The sequence below is a fragment of the Paenibacillus sp. KS1 genome (assembly GCF_001680695.1).
GTDB classification, from domain to species: domain Bacteria; phylum Bacillota; class Bacilli; order Paenibacillales; family Paenibacillaceae; genus Paenibacillus_B; species Paenibacillus_B suaedae.
Window position 1 is genome coordinate 75,106 of sequence record NZ_MAIS01000002.1, and the last position, 23,429, is coordinate 98,534.

Consider the following 23,429-nt stretch of genomic DNA (forward strand, 5'->3'; position numbering starts at 1 on the left):
TTCTCCCCCCTTGTACGCACCAAATGCTAGCTCCCGCTGTGCTTGCGCTGGATGACTTCCTGAAGCATCAGCATGAGTTCTTCAGTGGATACATCCACATGCATTGCAGCTTCAACGGCGTGCTCAAGTGCCTGCTCGATCGCTTCCTTCCGATACCTGTCGCGTTCTGCCGCTTGAACCGGTGTCACAAACGTCCCCGTGCCCTGCTTCGTCCGCAGCAGCCCTTCGTTCTCCAAGTCTTGATACACCCTTCTTACCGTGATGACACTGCATTGGAGCTGATTCGCGAATTCGCGTATAGACGGGAGCAGCATCCCCTCTTCGACCTGTCCGCTCAGGATGAGTGCGCGAAGCTGGTGTTTAATTTGGGCATACAACGGTTCGGAGCTATTCGTATTAATTTGAATGGGGATAAACACCGCTCCTCATCACCTCCAGATTCGTTCTGTGCTTATTCACATCCAATCTCGCTTCAGAACGATCTTATGCAAACGATTCATTCCGATCACCATCGAATTGACGATGATAACAATGGACAACACGATACCCATCCAAGGGTACGATCGCGCTACGTATACCAAAGTCTGTAAAATACTTCCGTCCGCTACCGCTATCAGGACGGACACCATGGTTATAACGCCTAGTAGAATAAATGTATACCTCATATATAGTCGTCCGCTCATGCTCAGCTCACACGAGATATACAACCAATTAACAGCAACAGCGTACGCTACCAACATGAATACATAGGATAAGATGCTGATCCAGCCAAGACTTCTCAATGTCTCACTGAGTAAGTAGTGCCCCACGATAACAATGCTCATATTAATCAGCAGAGCCACACACATCTGCATCGTACGTGAATACACTATGGTTCTCGCATCGATTGGGAGTATGCGCAGCTTCCTCATCCATTTCGTATACGAGTCATCCTTCATATATCGCATCGATCTTCGAGAGATAAAGAAGCCAAGATTCGGGATCGTAAAAAGAAACACAAAATCCGCAACCCCCTTGAAAGCTCTCGTCAAGACCTCGTCGCCACGAAATAACTCTCGCAACACCAGACCGCTCATCGTGGCCATATAAATACTGAACGCTACCGTCATCAATAAGCCCCACTTGAATCGAACAAGATCGCTCTTTACAAGCATCCACGCTTCTCTATATGGTCTGCGCACTTTAAGACCCCCTTTATATCAAACTAATTCACACTATAGATCGGTAAATCAAGTGTGCTTGCTTGCTCATCACTGTGCTTACTGTATATATCTTTATACACAGTATAATGAGTGACTACTTCCCTGTCAATCCATCATTAGGAAAAATAAACATTACCCTATCCAGACTCATCTTTATTTGCACCGTTAAAAGCCTACTATGCTGAAGAATCTAAGCACGCAAAAAAAGCTCGCCTTTCGCACTTAAAGTGCAGAAAGAACGAGCTTCTTCTAAACTAACTATCGCACTCACGAACAAACCAGCGATTCGTGGAAATCCTCTTCACAGATCGCCGTCTACTAGTTGATTACAGACCAAATATAGCATCTATTACTGGCTTTGTATGACCACCTGGATACAAGATATACAGCAAAAGATATACGGTTGCCCCTGTTATTGCAGTAATGAACCAGATGACAGAGGTGAACTTACCCAGCTTGCGGTGCTTCGCATAACTCCCTTTATACCCTGTATACAGTGTCGTCAAGCCGAACACAGCTGCTACAGCTGCAAGCACAATATGGAACAACAGGAAGACCAGATAATATACCTTAAGGTCATCCGGGCCGCCCCATGCGGTATTGCCAACGAAAACCGTGCGAGACGCATAAATAATGAAGAAGATTGTCGCAGCTACGGCCGCTGCCAGCATTGTCTTCTTATGCTGTTCCCGCTTGCCCTTAATAATTTGAGCCCAACCGATAGCGACCAATATGGCGCTGACGACGATGAACGTCGTGCTGATAGTTGGCATAATAAAGTACAGATCCACGAATGAAACGCCCTCCTCATATGCATCGGCAACGAAGCAGCCAATAACTCTCCTGCTTCTGCTTACGCTACCCATTATAGAGCATTTTTACGAATTCAACTGCCCTTCTGCTGCGGTGTCCACAAAATCGTCATCATCTTTACTTTCACGTCTGAACCAGTGGACGAATACGTAGAAGAGAATACAGCCATACATCGTTTCTTGAATCAGCTTCATTAGAATGCCTCCGAGCTGTTGATCTTCAATCGGAGTGAACCAATTAAAGAAGCTAGGCCCATCAAATGCGGCGAGCATCTTTACAGGATCCCCGGATATGCAATAGCCCATTGCCTGCACCCAGGCTTCCTTGTCCACATACGTAGCATAGAGAGGCTCGCTTGCAAAGATGATTAATGCACAAGCAGGAGTAATTAGAACGCCATTCAAAAAAACATAGCCCATCTTCTTCACATCTGTCAACGAGTTCCACTCTGGTACCGGAACGACGATCGGCCACCACATCAGCATAGCAGCAATGAACAATACAATGTAGTAAATAATATGTTCCGTATAATGAGTCATGACATAATCATGCACTGCCGGCACATGATAGAAAGAGAACAAGGTATTGAATAGAACAGCGCTAAGAATCGGATTCGTCAACAGCTTCAAACGCTTCAGCGGCTTGCGATCCAATAGATATCGCCATAACCAGGACGGAATAGCTAATAATAGAAGCGGCGGTACAATGATGTACGATAATGCCATCATCGCCATATGGAAGGTAAACATCATATGACTCATCATATTAATAGGCCCGCCTTGAGCTAGGTAGAGCAAGCCTGTCCCAATTACAAACATTAGCTTCTTCGACGCAGGCACTGGCTCAGAAGATGAGAATCGATTGCGAAAAGGCCCTGTCAGCCCGAAATATAACACATTGATAAGCACCGTTGCTGCAAGGAACAACGGACTCCACACATCATAGAAACTGAAGTATTCTGTCAATCCGAACATAAATGTTCAGCCCTCCTCATCCTGCAACACCCGAGGCGCCACCATTTCGTCACATTTTGCCCTATTACGGAAAAAGAGGCGACGCTCTTTGCGTCCCCTCTTCTCACTTATCCGACTTTACCACCATACCCAATACACAGCCATTATAATGGCCGTGAAAGCAATGACGGCTCCACCTATCATGAACAGTATCGGAATCATATGTCCTTTATCTTTCATATGCATCCAATACCCCATCTGAATGACAACCTGCAAGACAGCCATGACGAGAAGGATGATAACCGTGAACGTTGGGTTTACTTCACCCGCTGAACCTACCGTAGCAAATGCGATCAACGTAAGCACAATAGAGAAGATGAATGCAATAATATGCTTCTGCTTGCCCTCATGCTTATGTCGACGCTTCGAGTTGTCTGATGTTACTTGGTGTGTTGTCACTTGGTTAACCCACCTTTCCCATGAGGTATACAACTGTGAAGATGAATACCCACACAACGTCGATAAAGTGCCAGTACAGTGCGGAGACGTAAATCTTCGGTGCTGTAACCAAATTCAAGCCCTTCTTCATTGTTTGCAAAATAACAAGTGTGATCCATACGACACCAAAGGCAACGTGCGCGCCATGGAAGCCGACCAGGGTGTAGAAGGATGAACTGAACGCACTCGTCGTAAACGTGTGACCTTCATGCACATATTCTACGAACTCGTATATTTCAAGACATAAGAATCCTAGTCCCAATGCAACCGTTACTGCGAGCCAGCTGAGCATGGCTTTGACTTCTTTGCGATGCATCGCTTGAATAGCGAACACGCTCGTCAAGGAGCTGGTCAGCAAGATCATTGTTGCAGCCGCAATCATTGGAAGCTTGAACAGCTCGGAAGCGGCAGGACCATCACCGATTTGGTTGCGTAGCGCAAGGAATGTTGCGAACAGCGTACCGAACAATACTGCCTCTCCGCCAAGGAACAACCAGAAGCCGACGACCTTATTGCGGCCTTCTAGGGTTGCTTTTTCCGGCTCATGTGGCCATTCGCCTTCTGCGTGATGTGCATGTGCACTCATGCTTTAACCCCCTTCTGCTCCAACTCTTCCGGTTCGATATGATATCCATGGTCGTCCTTAATCGAACGCAGGAACATACAGCCGAATGTAATCAGCAGGCCGAAACCTGCAACGATATGATTGTTGAACAAACCGTTCAGCAGTGCATTATTGAAATCATCCTTCGCGAACATGAAGCCGAAGCCTGCCACGAACAAGCCAACAGACATCATGAACGGGAGAATAGATGGCGATGGCATATGAATGGAACCAATCGGCTCTGCAGCCGGCATTTCCGTGTTGCCCTCCATCTTTTCTTTCCACCAAGCATCATAGCCGCGTACAAGCGGAGTTTGCTTGAAGTTGTACTCTGGCGGTGGAGATGGAATTGTCCATTCCAGCGTACGACCATCTTCCCAAGGATCGTTGCCCAGGTTCTTCGGATCTCTTGATGTAATTGCAATGTTGTACAAGAACATAAGAACCCCGATACCCATCATGATTGCCCCGATCGTACTTACCAAGTTCATGAGGTCGAAGCCTTGATTCGGCAAGTACGTAAAGACCCGACGCTGCATTCCAATCAAACCAAGGAAATGCTGAACGAAGAATGTCAATTGGAATCCAATCCAGAACATCCAGAAGGTAGCTTTGCCTAGTCCTTCACGAAGCATGCGTCCGAACATCTTCGGCCACCAGAAATGGAGCCCTGCGAACAAGCCAAGCACCAAACCACCAACAATAACGTAGTGGAAGTGCGCTACGACGAAGTACGTATCATGGAACTGGAAGTCAGCAGGCGCAGATGCCAGCATGACGCCCGTAACCCCACCCATAACAAATGTTGGAATGAAACCTACTGCGTACAGATTGGCCGCGGTGAACTTAATCGAACCGCCCCACATCGTGAATAGCCAGTTAAATATTTTAATACCGGTTGGTACTGCGATAAGCATCGTTGCAATCGAGAACAGCGCATTCGCTACTGGCCCAAGACCAACTGCAAACATATGGTGAGCCCATACCATGAAGCCTAAGAAACCGATCAGGATCGTTGCGAATACCATGGAGCTGTACCCGAATAGGCGCTTGCGAGAGAACGTACTGATGACGTCGGAGATAATCCCGAATGCCGGCAAAATCAGAATGTACACTTCCGGGTGACCGAAGATCCAGAAGATGTGCTGCCAGAGCACCACACTTCCTCCATTCGGTACATAGAAGAAGTTCCCGCCAAACAAGCGGTCGAACATGAGCAGGATCAATCCCACCGTTACAGCAGGGAAAGCGAATAGAATTAATGCAGACGTAATAAAGGACGCCCATGTAAACATCGGCATGCGCATGAAGGACATTCCCGGTGCGCGCATGTTAATAATCGTTGCCAAGAAGTTAATGCCCCCGATGAGTGTACCCAAACCAGAAATCTGCAAGCCGATGGTGTAGAAATCCACACCGTGCGTTGGGCTATAATCCGTACTTGATAACGGTACGTAAGATGTCCAGCCTGCATCAGGCACACCGCCCATCAGCCAGCTCAAGTTCAGCAGCAAGCCGCCGAAGAAGAATGTCCAGAAGCCGAGTGCGTTCAAGAACGGGAACGCAACGTCACGAGCCCCAATCTGCAGCGGGATAATGGCATTCATTAGTGCAAAGATAATCGGCATTACACCGAGGAAAATCATCGTGGTGCCGTGCATGGTAATCAATTCATTAAAAGTTTTTGCGTCTACGAAATCATTCATAGGCTGAATTAATTGTATCCGGATCAAGATGGCTTCAATACCGCCAATACCGAAGAATAAAGCCCCGGCGATAAGGTACAGAATGCCGATCTTCTTATGGTCGACCGTCGTCAGCCAATCCATCAAGCCGCGATGTCGCTTCACCGTGTGAGCCAAGGTCGTTACCTCCCCTAGAAGATGCTGAAATCTACTGCTTATTGATTGCTTTCAAGGAATCAAGCTTGTAATCTGCCAAGTATTTCACGATGCCATCGAGTTCTTGCTCAGACAACTTATCTTTGAATGCTGGCATCTTATTGCCAGGCTTCACTTTCTCAGGATCCTGAATCCATTGACGAAGTTGCTCCTCAACCTTCTTCTGATCCAGTGGCTCATCAGCAGTTTCACGGTTAAGCATAATACCGGCAACTGCTTCACGGCTGCCAAACCCCTTCAAGTTAGGCCCCATGGACGGCTTCTTATCGATAGCGCGGCAGGACAAGCAATTCTGCTTGAAGCTCTCTGCAACTTGTGTGTCACCTTCGAACGGTTTTGGTTCAGCCTTCATCTCATTAACCCAAGCCGTGAACGTGTCTTCGCTGACCGCCTTCACTTTAAATTCCATAAATGCGTGGGAGTATCCGCATAGCTCAGCGCACTTCCCGCGATACACGCCTTCTACATATGTCTCAATGTACATCTTGTTGACGTTGCCGGATGGGTTCGTATCCATCTTGCCCGCAATGGATGGAAGCCAGAAGGAGTGTAGGACATCAGCTGTCTTCAACTCAAGTGCAATCTTCTTCCCGTTCGGAACAATCATGTCTTGAGCTGTTGTAATCCCGTACTCAGGATATTCGAATTCCCACCAATATTGGTGACCTGTTACCTTAACCTTAATTGCATCTTTATCTTGGCTATAATCCTCAGCGAAGGCAAATACATACTTCACCGTTGGAACTGCCAAAATAATGAGGAGGATGATCGGAATGACCGTCCAAATCACTTCAAGCTTGTGGTTCCCTTCGACTTGCTTCGGAATCTCGTTCTGTCCCGGTCGTCTGCGATAGCGAAGGACGACATAAATGGAAATACCGAATACGACAATAACGACCAGCGTCATAATCGTAATCGCCAACTGCATTAATCCGAACTGCTTGTCTGCAATGGGCCCCTGCGGATTGAGAGCCGATATATCAGCACGACCGCAAGCACTTAGGAGCAGGACGAGTCCGGCGAACAGTGGAAGTAGTCGCTTCACTGCGTGCCACCGATTCATCATTGATCAACCCCACTTTGTACGTTTTCGCTGATTACCCCATCGCATGCTGTGTCGAAATCTCAATGCAAGTGCCCCTATGGCTCAGAAGTGAGTACAAGCTGCCGTCCATCCAGATAAGCCAATATTAACCAATCATTCATTGCGCAACGAATCCTTTGCGCAATGAAGGCGCATGCATATTCGATTTCAGACCGGTAAGAATCCTTCGTCGGAAGTCATTCTCATGTTCGAATGCCTTCAGGCAGGCCCCGGTTTAAACACGGATGTCGTAATCCTGTCAATTACTACAATCACTTACCTAAATATAATTTCCATATATTTATTTGTCAATGTTTCCCGGTCAGTTCACAAAGTGTTCAAACACTCTGAAAAACGGCTTTATATCAGTATTTGTAAACGTTTACAAAATACAAAATGAGACTGCTCGCCTTTGTCGAAACCACTCAATTTCTGGCAGTTTCCTGCCTGTTTTGATCACAAAAATCTATATTCCGCATACTCGCATGTTGATTTTTGAACACTAATGGAAGTAAATAAGGAGGTTGAATGGAGTTGTCAAATGATGTTCACAACAACGCAAATCATGTTCACTGGATTGTCACATTTATAATCGCTGCTGTCATGCTGGTCTCTTCCGGCTGTGCTGGGATGGAGGCTGAGAAGTCAAGGTCGCCGGGAGGCAACACGAAGGCGAACTATGCAGATCGGAAGGTCAAGGAACAATCAGCACCTTCTGGAACCCCGTTGCCCCAAATGGGCACCGAAAGCAACTATCGTACAAAACAGAACACAAAGTACACAAAGCAGTCCCATTCCACATCTCAGCCGCAGGCATTGTCTAATCCGCGTCCCCTGTTCATCAATCAATCTGTCAGCGATGCTGTCGGACATCTGGATGGAGTCAGTGTAGCCTATGTCTTGCAGCATAAGGATACCGCTTATATCGCACTCACGCTTGATGGCACAGGTCTAGGTACAATCGGCAGCGGAGGCAAGCATGAGCAATCCCGAATCGGCGCCCCGAATACAGCTGGTCACATGGAACGCGAGGCGAATCGCTGGCCCCCGCGCTTCATAACTTCGGATAGTCCGGTACGTACAGTGAAGCAGAGCGACAAATTATCAGATGAGCTTCTTCATACCATCGACAAGACGGTTCGGAGTCAGACCTCTGGGGTGAAGCATGTTCGAATTAGCGCCAATATGGACTTATTCAACGGATTAACTCCTTATGTCATGCACGCTTATCCTGGAGATTCCCTGCAGTTCGCAGAGGCGGACATTCTGAAGCTTATACACCGCACAATGCACTAACAACTCATGAGACGTTGAACAGCTCTAACTGACAATGAGAATGATGTGTGTTACTTGCACTAGTTTTAGGGAGGGATGCAGCCGCATCGCTCCCTCATATTCCTACCTATATAATTATGGTATATAGTTGATCTGCCCTATCCTAAGTCCCTGACGAATTATTCTTTCCCCCTGGTGTAAATGGAAGACAAGTCAAAATACGCGGTCCATCTGCAGTCACCGCTACGGTATGCTCGAAGTGCGCTCCCCAGGAACCGTCACATGTAGCAACAGACCATCCATCTGCACCCAGAATCACATCACCAGATGTACCTAGCGTAAATATCGGTTCAAGCGTTATGACCATCCCTTCTTCCAAATAAGGCTCGCGTCCAGGCCACCCATCATTCGGAATTTCAGGAGGTTCATGAATAGACTGCCCGATCCCATGCCCCACAAGCGCAGTTACGACTCCATACCCCGCATCACGCCCCATTCGTCCGATCGCAGCCGCTATATCCCCAACCGCCCTTCCAGGGGTCGCCAGCTTCGCTGCATAACGTAATGCATGGAGTGTCTGTTGCATAAGACGCTTGGCCTCAGGCTGTACGTTGCCAATTCCATAGGTCCATGCCATATCTGCGAGCCATCCTTTGTAATTCACCACAAAATCTATCGTAACGAGGTCACCTGATTTAAGAGGTTTGGCAGACGGGAACCCATGGCATACAACCTGATTCACCGAAGCGCATGTTGCATACGGATATCCATAATACCCTTTCTGCTCAGCAGTTGCTCCCTGCTGCAATAGCCAGCGCTCTACGAATTGATCAATTTCCACCGTCGTAACGCCAGGTGCGAGCCTTGACGCCACTTCACGATGGCAGCGGGCTGCCAAGTATCCTGCCTTCTGCATCAGCTCTATCTGCGCAGCAGTCTTCGTATTCTCCATCGCATACTCCTCCAGCGTTACATGTCCCAATGATAAGTATATGCACGGGATCATCTGTTATAGAAGCACTATTGGATCCTTTCATTTCACCCATCCATACGCAAACAAGGCGCCCCGATTACCGGCGCGCCTACTCTGTACATATTCTTAGTTATTCCTTACATTCGCAGGTTTGCACTTCAGTTCCTCGTAATGTCTGATCAGAGACGGTTACAACGTTACGACACACTGGTATCCATTTTGCACATTTCCAATTCTACAAGCTGAGTTAATTCATCTTCATAGCCGCCCATAATCCGATACTTTCGGATGTACTCCTTCACGAATTTCCGAGGATTCTTCGGACGGAAAATACGTGTCATCTCCAACAAGCTTTCTTTCACTTCGTTGTGACCTTTTGTTGCCATGAAAATTCCCTCCCAAAGCGTTGTAGATCATGCTCCGCAACGGAGAACCAATTGGACTATCGCTTCACTTACTGGAATTTGCAACCTTTTAGTCTTAGTATATCATATTCAGCCGAGCTGCAAAATCACACCAACATATCTTAATCATTTCTCCATTGGGTATGCTAGTAACAGCATTAGAGTTAACATACAACGCGTAATCAAGCTGTCGTAAGGCTGAAATTCCATTACTACTACAATAAACAGGAGCAATCTCAATGAATCAGCATCCCCCGACTCCGATTCAAGCTGACGCAGCGGAACAGACTGGATTTGACCACGTTAAATTGCAGCAGGCATTGGATACGCTGCCTAAATTGTTCCCCCGTATGTATTACTTCGCGTGTGCGCGTCATGGACAAGTAATCGCAGAGGTATATGCCGAAGGAGTAAGACCTGGGCAATTCTATGATCTGCGTTCCGCTACCAAAAGCTTCATCTCAACACTCGTGGGCATTGCCGTTCATCGCGGGGACATGCCTTCGCTGCATGAACCAATCACTGACTATTTGCCGCAAGACATCGTGAGCAAGCGCCAGATAGATACTTGGTGGCACCGCATTACCTTCAAGCATTTGCTCACAATGACATCAGGCTTGCTATGGGAGACAGGCAATCGACTCGGAGAGCGCTGGATACGCAGCTTCCATAACAGCAGCAGCTGGGTGAAGTATGCGCTGCGACTGCCCGTCCATCCCGAACGGTTCGGACAATTTCAATATCGGAGCATTGATTCCCATCTGTTATCGGTCCTGCTCACCTCTTGCACTGGGATACGTGCAGATGAATATGCAAGAGCGCATCTGCTATCTCCAATAGGGATCGATCATTACCGCTGGGACTTATCCCCTGACGGGCATGCAGCAGGCCATGTTGGGCTCTGGCTGACTGGCCCAGATATGCTTCGATTCGGCCAGCTCATACTAGATGGCGGTTCCATCCAACCTCCTGCTGGTAATGAAGGATCGGACGAGCGCATTCACGTCATACCCTCTACATGGATTACGGAATCGCATCGCCCCTATTCACCTGGCATGCCTGCTTTTGGCGCCTACGGCTACCAATGGTGGCTCCACCAATTAGGCAGCGAGGAGGCAGCCTGTGCAGTTGGTCATGGCGGACAAGTGATATATGTAGTGCCGTCGCGCTCCCTTACTGCCATCTTCGCTGGCAATCCACATGTATGCCGGTGGAGACATCCGAAGCGTTGGATGGAAGAGCAGCTGTTGTCTGCTGCTACATTTTCTTAATATTCAATCCGACTATCGCTGCTGGCGAGGGCTTGTGCCGCACGATATAATGGTACAATCAGGAAAGGGGCGTTGTATGTGAAAAAAATTCGTGCATTAGGCATGGGAAGGGACATCGTGCTGCTAGCCGTCATCTTATTCTTCGTTGAATTTGTGCGAGGAGCAGCGCTCGTTTCATTCATCCCTATCTATGGCCAGAACATACTGTACATTAGCCTTGCCATTATCGGGGCCGCGACTACCGCACATTACTTGACGGATACGCTGCTTAAGACAGCTATTGGTTACTTGCTGGATCGTCTCCCCGCCAGATTGATTATTAATATAGGATTGCTTATTTCACTGACAGGGATTGCTCTGTTCCATTACGGAAATATTCCATGGGTGTTCATCTTGGCAGCTGCCCTATATGGCGTTGGAATATCTCCCGTATGGATTGTCTGCTTAACGAAGGTAAAAGAAGATCAACGCGCTGCCCAAATGGGCTTCCTCTATATGATATGGCTGGTTGGGATGGGCGCTGGCCCTGTCGTATTGAACCTCATCCTAGACTATAAGCCTGCATTCTCGTATTGGCTGCTTGTTGCCTTGTCCACTGTCGCTTGGCTGCTTAGCTTTTTCGTCGCAGGCGGCAAGCAAGCCGAACGTATTTCCGTTCCATTTCGTGAGCAGTGGGAAGCACTGCGCGAGAAGCTGAAGGCGATCAAGCCACTGCTGCCCGGCATGATTCTGCAGACACTCGGAGCAAGTATGCTCGTGCCGATTCTGCCCACATTTGTTGCAGAGTCTTTATCATTCACCGAGCACAGAGAATACTCACTTCTTCTGCTCCTCGGCGGCGGCTGTACAGTACTTGGGCTGGTACCGATGGGCAAATGGTCAGATAAGAGCAGCCGCAAGCCATTCCTTGTGATTGGATTCGGCATATTCGCCTTGACGCTTGCCTCGTTGTCACTGCACCCGTCGAAGTTGATGGCTTACGGACTTGCCGTGGTTCTAGGCCTGTCATATTCCGCAGTGCTTCCCGCGTGGAACGCACTGCTCGCCCTCTATGTCCCTCCTGGTCAGAAGGGACTGGGATGGAGTCTGTTATCCACTGTGGAGGGCATTGGCGTCCTCATCGGCCCCGTTCTCGGGGGCTTTATTGCGAGCGCTACGTCTGCCAGCATGGTCGTATGGATTAGCGCAGCATTGTTCGGCATCGTCTCCATCGTGTATTTGCTGTTTCCATCACGCTGGTTTGCCGAGCAATAGCTTCAACGAACCATTATGCAACGAGTTTCGGTGAGTTCCGGAAATTGTAATGAGGTTTCTATTTTATCTAATTCATGAACCGCAGTAGATTCAAGACAATGAAACTATTAGAACGCTCATACGTTACATGTACTAAGCAACAGCGTAAGGAACTGTAGTTTCAACATCGGGGGGAACTTGTTTTGTGGGAGTGGGTACATAACACAATCAGTTGGCTTAAAAATTTGGATATCAATCAAGTCGAGCATTGGATGCAGCAATATTCGAACTTGGGGCCGTTACCTGGCATATTGCTCCCGCTCGTGGAGGCCATCCTGCCTTTCTTGCCGCTTATCGTATTTGTTATGGCAAATGCAGCTGCTTACGGCTTAGGGCTTGGCTTCCTCTATTCCTGGATTGGCGCAAGCCTCGGGGCTTGCCTTGTATTCTGGCTGGCTCGTAAGTTCGGCGGCCGGTTCAGCGCTTACCTGCAGAAGAACATGCCTTCATCGCAGCGATTCTTCTCGTGGCTGGAGACCAAAGGATTCACACCATTGTTCATCTTATATTGTTTCCCATTCACACCATCAGCGCTAATCAATATCGCCGCAGGAATCAGCACGATCCCGTTTCGTACATTCTTATGCGCCGTATTTGCCGGGAAGTCGGTTGTCATATTCATCATGGCCTTCATCGGCCATGACTGGCAGGGATTTATCCATCAGCCATGGCGCATTCTAGTCGCGGTTGCTGTTCTGTTCCTGCTCTGGCTTGGCGGGAAGAAGCTCGAAGCCCATTATCAGCTGTAGAAGCTGTAGAGATCATTTACATGAATCGCTCATTGTTTGAAATAACTGATTCATTTCCTTTGTATTCATCACAGGATATTTTCAAGTAGGCAGGGCACCCTAATAAGAGCATACAATGAGGTGATGATCCATCACCTGAAGCTTGCCGCTTGCACGCAGCAAACGAAAGGAGCTCATGACCTGCATGACTGAAAATGACCATAAGATGAATCCGATATCGAGGGAGCATGTTGAAGTGGACGGCATCTATGCCAATGAATGGGGACGCGAGGAAGTATTGCACCGCGGTCAGACCTTCCCTTCTGATCCTCAGCTTGGTGCTTCGGAGTGGGAGCTCCAGCAATATTTGTTCGACAATCACCACACGGGTGAGACGGATCAGCGGCTTATAGCCAAATCAGATGAGACAAGGCAGAAGCAGTCCAAGCAAACGAGTCCACGCAAGCATACCGACCGTGGCGATAAATAAGCCGCGTATGTTCATACTTCCTTAAAATGATAGGGAGAGATTCCAAGCTGTCTACAGCCCCGAATCTCTCCCTTCGTTATGTATATCCGATTCATATAGCCATTCGGTGAAGCGTGAGGCGATCTTACCTTGCACATCTGGAACGATTACAAGTGCTGTCGGATCATTTCCGCCAGTTCACCCGCGAAGCCTTCGGCCCCCATGCTGCGCCATTCGAGGTTCGTAAGCGGAAAGCGCAGGAAATGATCAACTGTCGTATCCGTATCCACAAGTATCCCCCGCACATTACGCGCACGTCCATTGAGATAGACGAGAAGCTCTGTCTGGTATTCTGCCGCCAAAAAGATGAGCTCCATCTCTTCAACTTCTCCGCGAAAATAAGAGGTAGGAATGAATTCGAATTGCTGTACAAATGGGAATTTACCGCCGATTCGTGGGGCATGGATACAGTCCGCAGTCCGCAATCGGAAGCCAAGTCGGTTCACACCGTCAATTACAATGCTCTGCTCAACCGTAGGGATAATTTCGATTCGATCGTGGTCATTTGGCTCGATGTCACTAGTACGGTCTACGCCTAGCTCTATCATCAGCCATACAGGGGTGTTATCAATCGTAAGTGGAACCCGATTCGGCAGCACAATGGAGAATGACTCATCCTTCGTCTCACTCGTACTTAGCGTGAAGGATTCACGGATTGTATAGCGCTCAAGCTCACAATAACTGCGCTCGCTTCGACCATCCAATTGGCGCGCATACTCCGTCATTAATACAAGCTCAAGGCGCTCGACATACTGTGGGATATGGCCTCCCCGCAGCTTCACAATTCCACGTAATTCCTCGCCCGGTGCATATCTTCCACGTTCCAGAAGCGTATCGATCTGGGCCGTGCCAAGACCAATGCTCCCTAGGAAACGGTTGAACATGGACATTACCTTGTCCCTCCCCTGAACTATTCACATGAGCAAATATGGAAAATGTTTCTTATATCCATTCGACAGCTTCCCCATTTTCCCTTTTCGACACGAGCAAGAAATACTCAATTTTGAACGATGTTCATGAATCTCTCTCACAAACATTTACATTTGATATAAACTTCCTGCCCGAAAATCACCCCAAACAGAGAACGTTCTGCTATTATGAAATAGCAGTAAACAGAATAATAGTCAGTTGCAATCTCAATATAGTGCCCGTATGAAACGTCTTGGATTCGGCAAACATGGGAGAGATGGAATCTTGATGCTCTTTGTAATCAATCAACATGCAGGCAATGGAAAAGGGCTGCGCACATGGCAATTGATAGAGTCGCGCATGCAGCAGCTAGAGATCGAATATACCTCCTGCGTGACAGCAACACCCGAAGAAGCAGAGATGCACGTAAGTGCTCATCTTACGAAATACCCTCGTTCTACGATTGTGGTACTCGGCGGAGATGGAACGATTCATCGACTACTGCCAATTCTAGCAGGTACCCAAGCTGCATTAGGAGTTATTCCTGCTGGCTCAGGCAATGATACCGCTCGAGGATTTCATATACCTACTGAACCATTGCAAGCATTGCATACCATTCTTCACGGGCAGCGAAATGCTGTCGATCTGATCGAGATCAACGACAAGTGGACATTGACCGCTTTGGCGACAGGATTTGATGCGGAAGTAGCAGAAGCCGTCAACCAGAGCCGTTATAAGCGTTGGTGCAACCAACTTCGAATAGGCTCCGCTGCCTATTTGATCGGTGCGGTCATCGCGATGTTTACGTTCAAGCCCGCAAGAGCCTCCATTACAATCAATGGTACCATACATCATTTTGACAACGTGTGGCTAACGGCTATCGCCAACTCCTCTTCCTACGGGGGAGGAATCCGTATCAGTCCACAAGCTGACCCACATGACGGAGAGCTGGATATATGCATTGTACACAGCTGCACCCGTTGGACCTTAATGAAGCTATTCCCGACCGTATTTTCCGGCAAGCATGTGAATCTGCCTTATGTCTCGATGCTGCGCGGACACGATGTTCATATCACTTCATCGAACGCTCGCGTTGCTTATGGTGATGGGGAACGGATTGGCACTACTCCGCTCCAAGCTGCAATTGGTAGACATAAGCTGCTCATGCTTCAGCCTTCATCAAGTCATCATTACGAATCGAAGATTGTCTAAAAAAACTGTTTCTGTATCGCGATTAAGGGTAAGTATTACATGGTAATGCCTACATGAGAAAGGGGAACCATTCGTGGGAGAATCAAAAGTCAAATCATTTTTCGGTGAATTTAAGCAATTTGCAATGCGAGGCAACGTTATCGATCTAGCAGTCGGTGTTATTCTCGGCGGTGCCTTCAATAAGATCGTGACTTCGGTTGTCAACGATCTCATTATGCCTCCACTCGGACTGTTGATGGGCGGAGTCAACTTTAAGGATTTGTTCCTTAACTTGAGTGATCAAGACGTATCGTCATTGGCGCAAGCACAAGCAGCGGGAATTCCCGTTATCGCATACGGCCAATTTATTAGTATTATTATCGACTTCATCCTTGTGGCCTTCTCTGTGTTCCTGCTTATTAAAGGGATCAATGCGCTTCATCGCAAGAAGCCCGAAGCACCTGCAGAGGAGACAACGAAGTCTTGCCCATACTGCCTGTCGGAAATTCCGAAAGAAGCTACTCGCTGCGGACACTGTACTTCTATCCTGAACGAGTCCGAAGCCAAAGCGTAACGAGCACGTTCGGCAAGTTCTCCATTTAAGATCATTCAACAAAAGACCTTCTTGCTGCACCACACCATCCTCTTGATGATGTCTGTAGGAAGAAGGCCTTTTTTGTCCAATCGGATATAGCGAGACTACATGGCTATATGGAACGGTTCGGCTTGCTCATAAGCTGCTCCGCAATCGCGCGAAGCTGCATATCTGGCGTATATACTTCCTCGCCCATATCCACTTTTTTAATCCGAATTTCTTCTACATCTGTACCCGCGCGATCTGGCTCGAAGCGAAGCGCTGCTTCATCCGTACAATGAACTTCATACCCCATCATACGCAGCATTTCCTGCATATCATCCACAGTTGGCTTCTCTTTATCCGGTGTCATAACTAGGCCGCGAAGCTTCGCGATCTCGTCAGTTCCGTGATGAACAACTTCAAAATGTACAATGCACTCCATACGATGCCCTCCTCTTGCTGTCTCTTAGCGAAGCTGTCCTTCCTCGTATCTTCTCCGAAAGAAGATCGGCACATACTTTACATGCATATGAAGTCTTTCAACATCCATTACATGTATCTATGTCAAATACCGATTTGGCTTGCTGGTATACTAGTCGTTCCGATATGTATCTATACGTAAAGATACTTTGACCGGTTTCGGGTTTTGGTCATTTTTCACTTATCTGTCACGATTGATGTTAATCAAAATACGATGAGATGACCGTTTGAATCCGCTTGTTAAATGCCTCTGCATCTTCAGCTCCCATCTCGCTTTGCCATTCGTACAATACGAGATCCTGTACGAACTTCCCTAAAACAAGCCGAGTGATCGCTGCATGCTCTGTAAGCAGCGCCTTCGTTGCCACACCTTCCCCCATAGACCCAACCAATGCTTCCTTACGATCAATAATAAATGCAAAAGGACGCGTGTGACGCATGCCATCTGTATCGAACAAGGAAGGCACCCGCATACTTGCATTGTCCTCCGAACCCGCGATGGACCACAGCACCTTCACTCCCCGCGCCTCAGCAAGTGCCAAGTGCTCCCGAATTAAGGTCGCATCCTCTGGCCACACATCTGCGATAATTTCCAGCTTAGCCTCCTGGAGTACGCGTTTCACGGTCTCGATAACCGCCCGCTCACCTTCGATACTGTAGAACGAAGTCTCATCAGCCTCTGTCACGGGCATGTGCTCCCGAATATAGTGAAGCGATGAATCTAATCGAGAGGCTAATATGCGCGTCAATTCCTCCGGCTGCAATGCCGCATAGTGAGAGGGTTCCCCATCCCGATGCAGAATGACTCCATGATCAACGAGCCGCTGTAATGCTGCATATACATTGGAGCGCGACACGCCTAGTTTCTTAGCAACCTCATACCCCGTCATCGCACCTTGTTCGGATAGACTGACAATAATTTTAGCTTCCATCTCGGTAAATCCCAATGAACGTAAATGTGTAATTAGACCTTGACCTTCCATCGTACTCCTCCTGCTCTAGGTGTCTCCATACTCGTATTGCTCGTACAATGAAAAAGAGGCCGCCGTATTTCCATAGATGGCAGGCCCCTATTGTCATTCCATGCATATAAGCTGACTGATACACATTTCCCCATTCCCAGTTTAGACTTCTTGCAGCTGGGTTGTTGTCAGTCTGTACCGCCTCAACTTACGCGAAGTGAATGGTGCAACGGAACCAGATGCTTATACGAATGGCGTCCCGCACCGTTCACACCATTTGGCTTCCTCGTCTGCCGTGCTGTTGCAGTTCGAACAGCGTCGACCCGCTATTTCTTCTTCTTTCATAATGGTAATTCGGCGCCCGCCGACCGTTACGTTCAAGTCATCATGATCCCGATCGGCCGCTCCACCTTGTTTAAGCCGGCCTTGATCGACAGATGCACTGCTCTGGGAGTCTTCCGCATGCGGCTCCAATACATGCTCATCTTCTTCCTCTTCCTCGTACGTATAGTCATGCTCCTTATAATCGGTATGTTCCGGATAGCGCACAGCCTCTTGAGCAGCAGCCGCCTCCTCTTGTTCTTCCCGCTTGGCCTTCAGGAAGGCCATGCCGAGCTCATCAATCTCTTCTTCCTCCACTTGTGGCGGCTCTGGCAGCTTGCGTCCGCATACCGAACAATAATTAGCCGAAAATGGGGCAATTTCGCCGCATTCGCAGCGCTTCTGCTTACGCAGCTCGCTTACCTTCCAATCCAGAAGCTTCATTTCTTCTTCAACGAGCAGATTCAGCTTAGCAATTTCCTTCAAACCTTCCTCCGCAAGTGTTAAGTCATTCTTTTTATAGGCATCATATACGAGTTCGCCGATATCATAGACATTCTGCTTCCATTCTTTGCGCTTAGCTACAATTTGGGCTTGAACCCGGTTCATTTCCATCATGTTATGCGCTTTTTCCGATGCTTTGGAAGCACCATCTTTAATTACTTGTATAAAGCGGTTCATCCCAATATCTCCTTTCAACTACCATTACGGCAGAATTCCTCTGTTAAACTAATAAACGCAGTATTAGCGATGTGAAACCCATCGCCACAACCATGCGCTATTCTTTGCCTTGAACTTGTCATTACAACGCCTTCAACAACAACGTATGCATGGCTCAGGCAAAACATGTGTCCCTGTCCGCTGCCTTGCTAGAACATGTATAATATCATGTAACGCTTATTTCTATCATAAAGGAGATACACCATCATGACCACTCCTTCTTCATCAGAAACGGTCAGAGCCCAGTGGCGCTCTCGTCCAGTTGGTATAAAGAGGGAACAACCCGTACCTACAGCGCGATCGGCAGACCCATACACAGCTTCTCGCCATGATCGCGCTCAACCGAGCAATGACGGCAACGGTGCCCTTCCTGCATCTGCAGACTTCTTCGCTGCGTTAGAGCGACAAGGGATACGTCTACATGACGCACAGCGGGATGCAGTACGCCATATAGACGGGCCCTTGCTCTGCTTGGCAGGAGCTGGATCTGGCAAGACATCCGTGCTGACCGCACGCGCTGCCTATTTGATGACCGTCGGTGGAGTATCACCGGAGTCGCTATGGCTGGTCACCTTCACAAATAAAGCTGCGCAAGAGATGCGAGTGCGCCTTGCCAAGCTGCCCGGCGTTACACGCGATATGGCTCGCAAGGTTCAGGCACGCACCTTTCATTCTTTCGCTCTCAAGCTGCTGCAGGCTTATGCGCCTCCCTTCCAACTGATGGCAGAGGAACGCAGACGGCATGGCTTGATGAAGCGCATACTACGAGAGCTCGGGCTGCATGATACCCTGCAAGCCGAGACGGCGCTCGCTGCGCTCTCCTCGCTCAAATCACGCCGCCTGATGCCTACTGATTGGAAAACAACAAATGCAAGTGAACTCGATATTCGGCGTGCGCTTATTCGCTTCGAAGAACAAAAAGCGCAGCAAGGGTGCAAAGACTTCGATGACCTGCTGATCGATCTTCTACGGCTGCTGGAGGAAGACGCTAACTTGCTTGAGCGTCTCCGCCGCCGTTTCCAATATGTGCTTGTAGATGAATTTCAAGATACGACGCCTGTGCAGTATGAACTACTTCAACGAATTACCGACGGGCACCAAAACTTAGCCGTTTTCGGTGACGATGATCAGACGATATTCACTTTTAATGGAGCAAGCCATCGTTATATCACGGAATTTAAAAATCAATACCCTTCAGCGAAGCAGGTTACGCTCGACTTTAACTTCCGATCTACACCAGCCATTGTTGGCCTAGGCAATGCGGTCATTGCCCATAATGAAGAGCGGCTGCCGAAGCAGATGAGAACACCAACTGGCGTTCATGTCGTGACGGATAAGGAACGTGCACCAAGTGCGCCGCGCTATCTTCGCCCCCGCGATGCGGAGGAAGAGGCACAGATTATCACCGATCATATTCAAGCGGCTGTTAATGCCGGTACGCATACGTGGCAAGACTTCGCTATCCTGTACCGAACAGCGAACACCAGCCGCGCACTCATTGAATGCTTGACGATACAGGGCATTCCATTTCGCCAGTTCGGAGCCGAGCCGTTTTTCTATGACCATAATCTTGTTCGCCCGCTTATCGACCATCTTCGGCTGTCGCTTGCCCCGCGTGAGTTCAGCGCACTGGACAGCGCTGTTGCCGCACTATATGTCCCGCGGGAGACAGGCATGCAATATCTGATGGGAGCAGAGCGGATCAAGGCCAAGAAATATCCGCTTATCCATCTGCAGAGTTGGGACAAGCTGCCCTCCTTCCAGCGCGAGGCCGTCAAGCCACGCATTAAGCTTATTAAGAAACTGGCTGCGATGAAGCCATATATCGCGCTACGAGAGATGCGACGCGAATTCTATGACAAGTTCACGGCTGCATCTTCTGGAGAACGATCAACCGCTCATCAAGAAGGGGCAGCGGATACGCTTGAGGAATTGGAGTCCTCAGCCAAGCGCTTCGATACTGTCGAGGCCTTCCTGAAGCATATTGACGAGTTGAAGGAGAAGTATGTTGCGATGAACCCCGAGTATGGAGCACAGCATCGAACAAGCAGCTCTCTGTCTTCTGGACGAGCACCAATGCAGGCAGGGACAAGAGCTCCTTCCGCGATGCAACGTGCAGAGGATGGGGATTTGGAGGATGCCGTCACCTGCATGACCATTCATCGCGCCAAGGGCCTGGAGTTCCCTGAAGTATTCCTAATCGGTGCGGCCGATGGAATTCTCCCTCACCGCACAGCGCTTCGCAAGGGAGCCCCGCCAGACCGCTCGGTGGCACTGCGAACAGGACCACGAGCAGAACAGATGCATGACATCTCCCGTCCTGAGGCGGAGAACGCAAGCACGAATGATACGCTCCTTGAAGAGGAACGCAGGCTTGCTTATGTGGCCGTAACGAGGGCACGCGAGCAGTTGTACATCAGTTCCCCAGCAATCGTGCATGGACAGAAGGCTGAAGTAAGCCAACTGCTCCTGGATGCTTGGAACATCGTCATATAGGGTTGCGCCCGAAAGTTGAGTTTTGAAATACACACCCTTTATCCAGTACAATAGGATCAGATGCTATGTTGTTATTTAGGAATAGAAGAAAAACGACGAATAACCGATTACTATACCGTGCTAAATTGAGGGGATATTTCATGTCCAAAACCGATATGATTATGAAGCAATACGAACAGGTAAAGCAGTTACCTACCTTGTATCAGCTTGCATTAGAAGAACTGGAGACTAAGATCAAGGTCATTCAAGCGGAATGGAAAATACGCAATGGTTATCCGCCCATCGAACATATTAAGACGCGTCTGAAGGAGCCTAACAGCATTTTCAGCAAGCTGCAGCGCAAGGGCTTCCCATTGACGCTCGATTCCATCGTGGACAAAATATATGACGTAGCAGGCATGCGTATCGTCTGCGCCTTCGTTAAGGATATTTATCTCATACTCGAACATTTAAAGACCCGTGAAGATATTCGTATCGTGGAAATCAAGGATTATATTAAAAATCCGAAGAGCAATGGGTACCAGAGTCTCCATGTCATCGTTCAAGTGCCGCTCGTATTATTCGAGGATACACGCTGGATCTATGTTGAAATTCAGCTTCGTACGCTTGCCATGGACTTCTGGGCAAGTCTGGAGCACATTATTTACTACAAGTTCGAACAGCAGGTTCCGGCTCATGTAACAGAAGAGTTAACCGAGGCCGCAAGAGCAGTCGATCAGTTGGATCGGAAGATGCTGGAGCTGCGCAAAGAAATATTATCGTACAATCACGAGGATTGGGCGAACACGATTCAGAAGGGCTTGCCTTGGGAGAATGCTCAATAGTGCTAATGCTCCCCATGGGCAGTGATGATGTTCATCTCTGGGATGAGAAATGGTTGGATAAAACACGCACCATTTGCACATCGTAACGATGACGCCGGAGGACTTGATCTGTCATGTTCACCGGCATCAACCGATAACTGTCATCACGAAGGAGGACCACGAACATGGCCAAACCCGATGATCGCTCTAACAACGCAGCTCGTCTGCAGAATGCAATTGATAACACATCGAGCAAACTGCATGAAACTGAGCAGTATTTAACTGAGCATGCTGAAGAGATTAGCGCGACAGAGCGTCACAACTTGCAAGCCAAGAATGAGCGCCGCCGCCACAGCATCGAAGGGTTTGCGGCTGAGAAGCGTGACGAGCAATCGAACGCTTCCTCGTAGTGCACCCAATCGTTGACAGATGAATCGAATGAAGAGAGGCTGAGCTTGAAATCCAAGCTCAGCCTCTCGTATTAAGTAATATAATTTGTATTATTGCAGTAACTGTTCTAACGTCAATTTTCCATCATAAGCTGCCTTGGCTGCTTCCTTGCCAACATAGCGGACATGCCATGGCTCGTACACATAACCGGTAATGCTCTCCCCGTCCTTCGGATAGCGAATCATGAATCCGAATTCGTGAGCGTGTTCAGCCACCCACTTCCCTTCATCCGAATCACCGAATACCTCTTCCAGTACATCGCCTACACTTGGACTCGATAAATCCATCGTGAGGCCCGTCTGATGCTCGCTCGTTCCAGGAACTGCGCTAACGCGGGCCGCATATTCCTTCCCTTGCGTATTCACGTAATGATTGAATAGGGATTCCTGACGCTTGAAAGAACGGTAACCCGATACGGCATGCAGCGTCACGCCCTCTTCCTTCGCCTGCTTGAACATCTCCTCAAGCGCCTCTGCCGCTTCCTTGCGCATATGACGCTTCTCATGTGCCTCTTCGAAGGAGAACTTCACATTCGGCTCCACAAGATCCGGCGGCTCATAACCATCTGGCAAGTAACGCTCCTTATTGACCACAACGAGGATGGACTCCGGATTGGTAACAACCGCCTTATCGCCTTGCTGTTCAATCGTGGAGCTGAGTCCGTATTCCGATTTTAGCTTGGCTGTAACGGATGTTGTGTCATCGGTATTGGAGGAGCCATTCTCTCCCTGACCCTCTCCGCTTCCTTCTCCCTGCTTATTATTATCCGGCGCTGGTGTCAGTGCCGGGTCAACTTGTTCTTGTCCGGATGTTACTGCTGTCTTGTCCGTGCTTTGGCAGCCGCTGAGCAGAATTGCTGTTCCCAGAGCAAATACAAGACACTTCGCAGTCATACTATGCTGACTCATTAGTATTTCCCCTCTCCCAATCTATCAATTCCAGATTGAGAGTCTATTATATCGCAATAAAATACGTATTGCGAATAGTAGAGA

Annotated in this window: 25 protein-coding genes; 10 read left to right on the plus strand and 15 right to left on the minus strand. The window is 48.5% G+C overall.

Going from position 1 to position 23,429, the window contains the following annotated elements; genetic code table 11:
* Positions 1-26 precede the first annotated feature (26 nt).
* The 8 genes from BBG47_RS01130 to coxB form a co-directional block, all read right to left on the minus strand.
* A complete protein-coding gene (locus BBG47_RS01130) occupies positions 27-419 on the minus strand; it encodes a GntR family transcriptional regulator (protein ID WP_065290184.1) in 393 nt (130 codons plus the stop codon).
* A gap of 36 nt (positions 420-455) precedes the next feature.
* Entirely contained in the window at positions 456-1,181 is a 726-nt protein-coding gene (locus BBG47_RS01135) for a hypothetical protein (RefSeq protein WP_065290185.1), read from the minus strand.
* Positions 1,182-1,528: 347 nt separating this feature from the next.
* Positions 1,529-1,993 (minus strand): DUF420 domain-containing protein, encoded by a 465-nt coding sequence (locus BBG47_RS01140; protein WP_021256215.1) that lies wholly within the window; start codon positions 1,991-1,993, stop codon positions 1,529-1,531.
* Positions 1,994-2,080: 87 nt separating this feature from the next.
* Positions 2,081-2,989, minus strand: coding sequence for a cytochrome c oxidase assembly factor CtaG (gene ctaG, locus BBG47_RS01145; protein ID WP_065290186.1), 909 nt, complete (start codon positions 2,987-2,989; stop codon positions 2,081-2,083).
* 117 nt (positions 2,990-3,106) lie between these two features.
* Positions 3,107-3,427: a cytochrome C oxidase subunit IV family protein gene (locus BBG47_RS01150; protein WP_021256217.1), complete on the minus strand. Its 321-nt coding sequence runs from the start codon at positions 3,425-3,427 to the stop codon at positions 3,107-3,109.
* 4 nt (positions 3,428-3,431) lie between these two features.
* Positions 3,432-4,052: a cytochrome (ubi)quinol oxidase subunit III gene (locus BBG47_RS01155; protein ID WP_021256218.1), complete on the minus strand. Its 621-nt coding sequence runs from the start codon at positions 4,050-4,052 to the stop codon at positions 3,432-3,434.
* Positions 4,049-5,899 carry a cytochrome c oxidase subunit I gene (ctaD, locus tag BBG47_RS01160; protein ID WP_065290235.1) on the minus strand — a complete coding sequence of 617 codons (1,851 nt, stop codon included), beginning with the start codon at positions 5,897-5,899 and terminating at the stop codon, positions 4,049-4,051. Before ctaD ends, BBG47_RS01155 begins: the two co-directional genes overlap by 4 nt.
* A 64-nt stretch (positions 5,900-5,963) precedes the next feature.
* A complete protein-coding gene (gene coxB / locus BBG47_RS01165) occupies positions 5,964-7,037 on the minus strand; it encodes a cytochrome c oxidase subunit II (protein WP_065290187.1) in 1,074 nt (357 codons plus the stop codon).
* Between the two features lie 546 nt (positions 7,038-7,583).
* Here coxB and BBG47_RS01170 point away from each other — a divergent pair.
* On the plus strand, positions 7,584-8,351 hold the full coding sequence (locus BBG47_RS01170; protein WP_065290188.1) for a hypothetical protein: 768 nt from the start codon (positions 7,584-7,586) through the stop codon (positions 8,349-8,351).
* Positions 8,352-8,493: 142 nt separating this feature from the next.
* On the opposite strand, the gene map is transcribed toward BBG47_RS01170, so the two are convergent.
* Positions 8,494-9,282: a type I methionyl aminopeptidase gene (map, locus tag BBG47_RS01175; RefSeq protein WP_065290189.1), complete on the minus strand. Its 789-nt coding sequence runs from the start codon at positions 9,280-9,282 to the stop codon at positions 8,494-8,496.
* A 218-nt stretch (positions 9,283-9,500) separates the two neighbouring features.
* Complete coding sequence (locus BBG47_RS01180) at positions 9,501-9,689, minus strand: hypothetical protein (RefSeq protein WP_044353762.1); 189 nt, start codon at positions 9,687-9,689, stop codon at positions 9,501-9,503.
* 257 nt (positions 9,690-9,946) lie between these two features.
* On the opposite strand from BBG47_RS01180, the gene BBG47_RS01185 reads away from it, so the two are divergent.
* From BBG47_RS01185 to BBG47_RS01200, 4 genes are all read left to right on the plus strand, one after another.
* The gene (locus tag BBG47_RS01185; protein ID WP_065290190.1) at positions 9,947-10,978 is read left to right on the plus strand and encodes a serine hydrolase domain-containing protein; all 1,032 of its coding nucleotides are present in this window, start codon (positions 9,947-9,949) and stop codon (positions 10,976-10,978) included.
* A gap of 78 nt (positions 10,979-11,056) precedes the next feature.
* On the plus strand, positions 11,057-12,232 hold the full coding sequence (locus BBG47_RS01190) for an MFS transporter (protein WP_083189020.1): 1,176 nt from the start codon (positions 11,057-11,059) through the stop codon (positions 12,230-12,232).
* Positions 12,233-12,414: 182 nt separating this feature from the next.
* Positions 12,415-13,020, plus strand: coding sequence for a TVP38/TMEM64 family protein (locus BBG47_RS01195; RefSeq protein ID WP_065290191.1), 606 nt, complete (start codon positions 12,415-12,417; stop codon positions 13,018-13,020).
* Positions 13,021-13,204: 184 nt separating this feature from the next.
* Positions 13,205-13,489, plus strand: coding sequence for a hypothetical protein (locus tag BBG47_RS01200; RefSeq protein ID WP_021256227.1), 285 nt, complete (start codon positions 13,205-13,207; stop codon positions 13,487-13,489).
* A gap of 146 nt (positions 13,490-13,635) precedes the next feature.
* On the opposite strand, the gene BBG47_RS01205 is transcribed toward BBG47_RS01200, so the two are convergent.
* Entirely contained in the window at positions 13,636-14,418 is a 783-nt protein-coding gene (locus BBG47_RS01205; protein ID WP_065290192.1) for a sporulation protein, read from the minus strand.
* Between the two features lie 307 nt (positions 14,419-14,725).
* Between BBG47_RS01205 and BBG47_RS01210 the strand changes: the two genes are divergently transcribed.
* Both BBG47_RS01210 and mscL read left to right on the plus strand, forming a co-directional pair.
* Positions 14,726-15,649 carry a diacylglycerol/lipid kinase family protein gene (locus tag BBG47_RS01210; protein ID WP_065290237.1) on the plus strand — a complete coding sequence of 308 codons (924 nt, stop codon included), beginning with the start codon at positions 14,726-14,728 and terminating at the stop codon, positions 15,647-15,649.
* Positions 15,650-15,722: 73 nt separating this feature from the next.
* Positions 15,723-16,202: a large conductance mechanosensitive channel protein MscL gene (gene mscL, locus BBG47_RS01215; protein ID WP_021256230.1), complete on the plus strand. Its 480-nt coding sequence runs from the start codon at positions 15,723-15,725 to the stop codon at positions 16,200-16,202.
* Positions 16,203-16,335: 133 nt separating this feature from the next.
* Here mscL and BBG47_RS01220 read toward each other — a convergent pair whose 3' ends face one another.
* The 3 genes from BBG47_RS01220 to BBG47_RS01230 all read right to left on the minus strand — a co-directional run bounded on the left by BBG47_RS01220 (position 16,336) and on the right by BBG47_RS01230 (position 18,649).
* Positions 16,336-16,647: a hypothetical protein gene (locus tag BBG47_RS01220; RefSeq protein WP_021256231.1), complete on the minus strand. Its 312-nt coding sequence runs from the start codon at positions 16,645-16,647 to the stop codon at positions 16,336-16,338.
* Between the two features lie 238 nt (positions 16,648-16,885).
* Entirely contained in the window at positions 16,886-17,668 is a 783-nt protein-coding gene (locus BBG47_RS01225; RefSeq protein ID WP_065290193.1) for a TrmB family transcriptional regulator, read from the minus strand.
* Positions 17,669-17,890: 222 nt separating this feature from the next.
* Positions 17,891-18,649, minus strand: coding sequence for a hypothetical protein (locus BBG47_RS01230; protein ID WP_065290194.1), 759 nt, complete (start codon positions 18,647-18,649; stop codon positions 17,891-17,893).
* A 246-nt stretch (positions 18,650-18,895) separates the two neighbouring features.
* Between BBG47_RS01230 and BBG47_RS01235 the strand changes: the two genes are divergently transcribed.
* From BBG47_RS01235 to tlp, 3 genes are all read left to right on the plus strand, one after another.
* A complete protein-coding gene (locus tag BBG47_RS01235; protein WP_065290195.1) occupies positions 18,896-21,184 on the plus strand; it encodes an ATP-dependent helicase in 2,289 nt (762 codons plus the stop codon).
* A 140-nt stretch (positions 21,185-21,324) separates the two neighbouring features.
* Complete coding sequence (locus BBG47_RS01240) at positions 21,325-22,008, plus strand: GTP pyrophosphokinase (RefSeq protein ID WP_021261278.1); 684 nt, start codon at positions 21,325-21,327, stop codon at positions 22,006-22,008.
* Between the two features lie 164 nt (positions 22,009-22,172).
* Positions 22,173-22,397, plus strand: coding sequence for a small acid-soluble spore protein Tlp (gene tlp, locus BBG47_RS01245; RefSeq protein ID WP_021256236.1), 225 nt, complete (start codon positions 22,173-22,175; stop codon positions 22,395-22,397).
* 90 nt (positions 22,398-22,487) lie between these two features.
* Here tlp and BBG47_RS01250 read toward each other — a convergent pair whose 3' ends face one another.
* Positions 22,488-23,345 carry a M15 family metallopeptidase gene (locus BBG47_RS01250; protein WP_065290196.1) on the minus strand — a complete coding sequence of 286 codons (858 nt, stop codon included), beginning with the start codon at positions 23,343-23,345 and terminating at the stop codon, positions 22,488-22,490.
* Between the last annotated feature and the right edge of the window lie 84 nt (positions 23,346-23,429).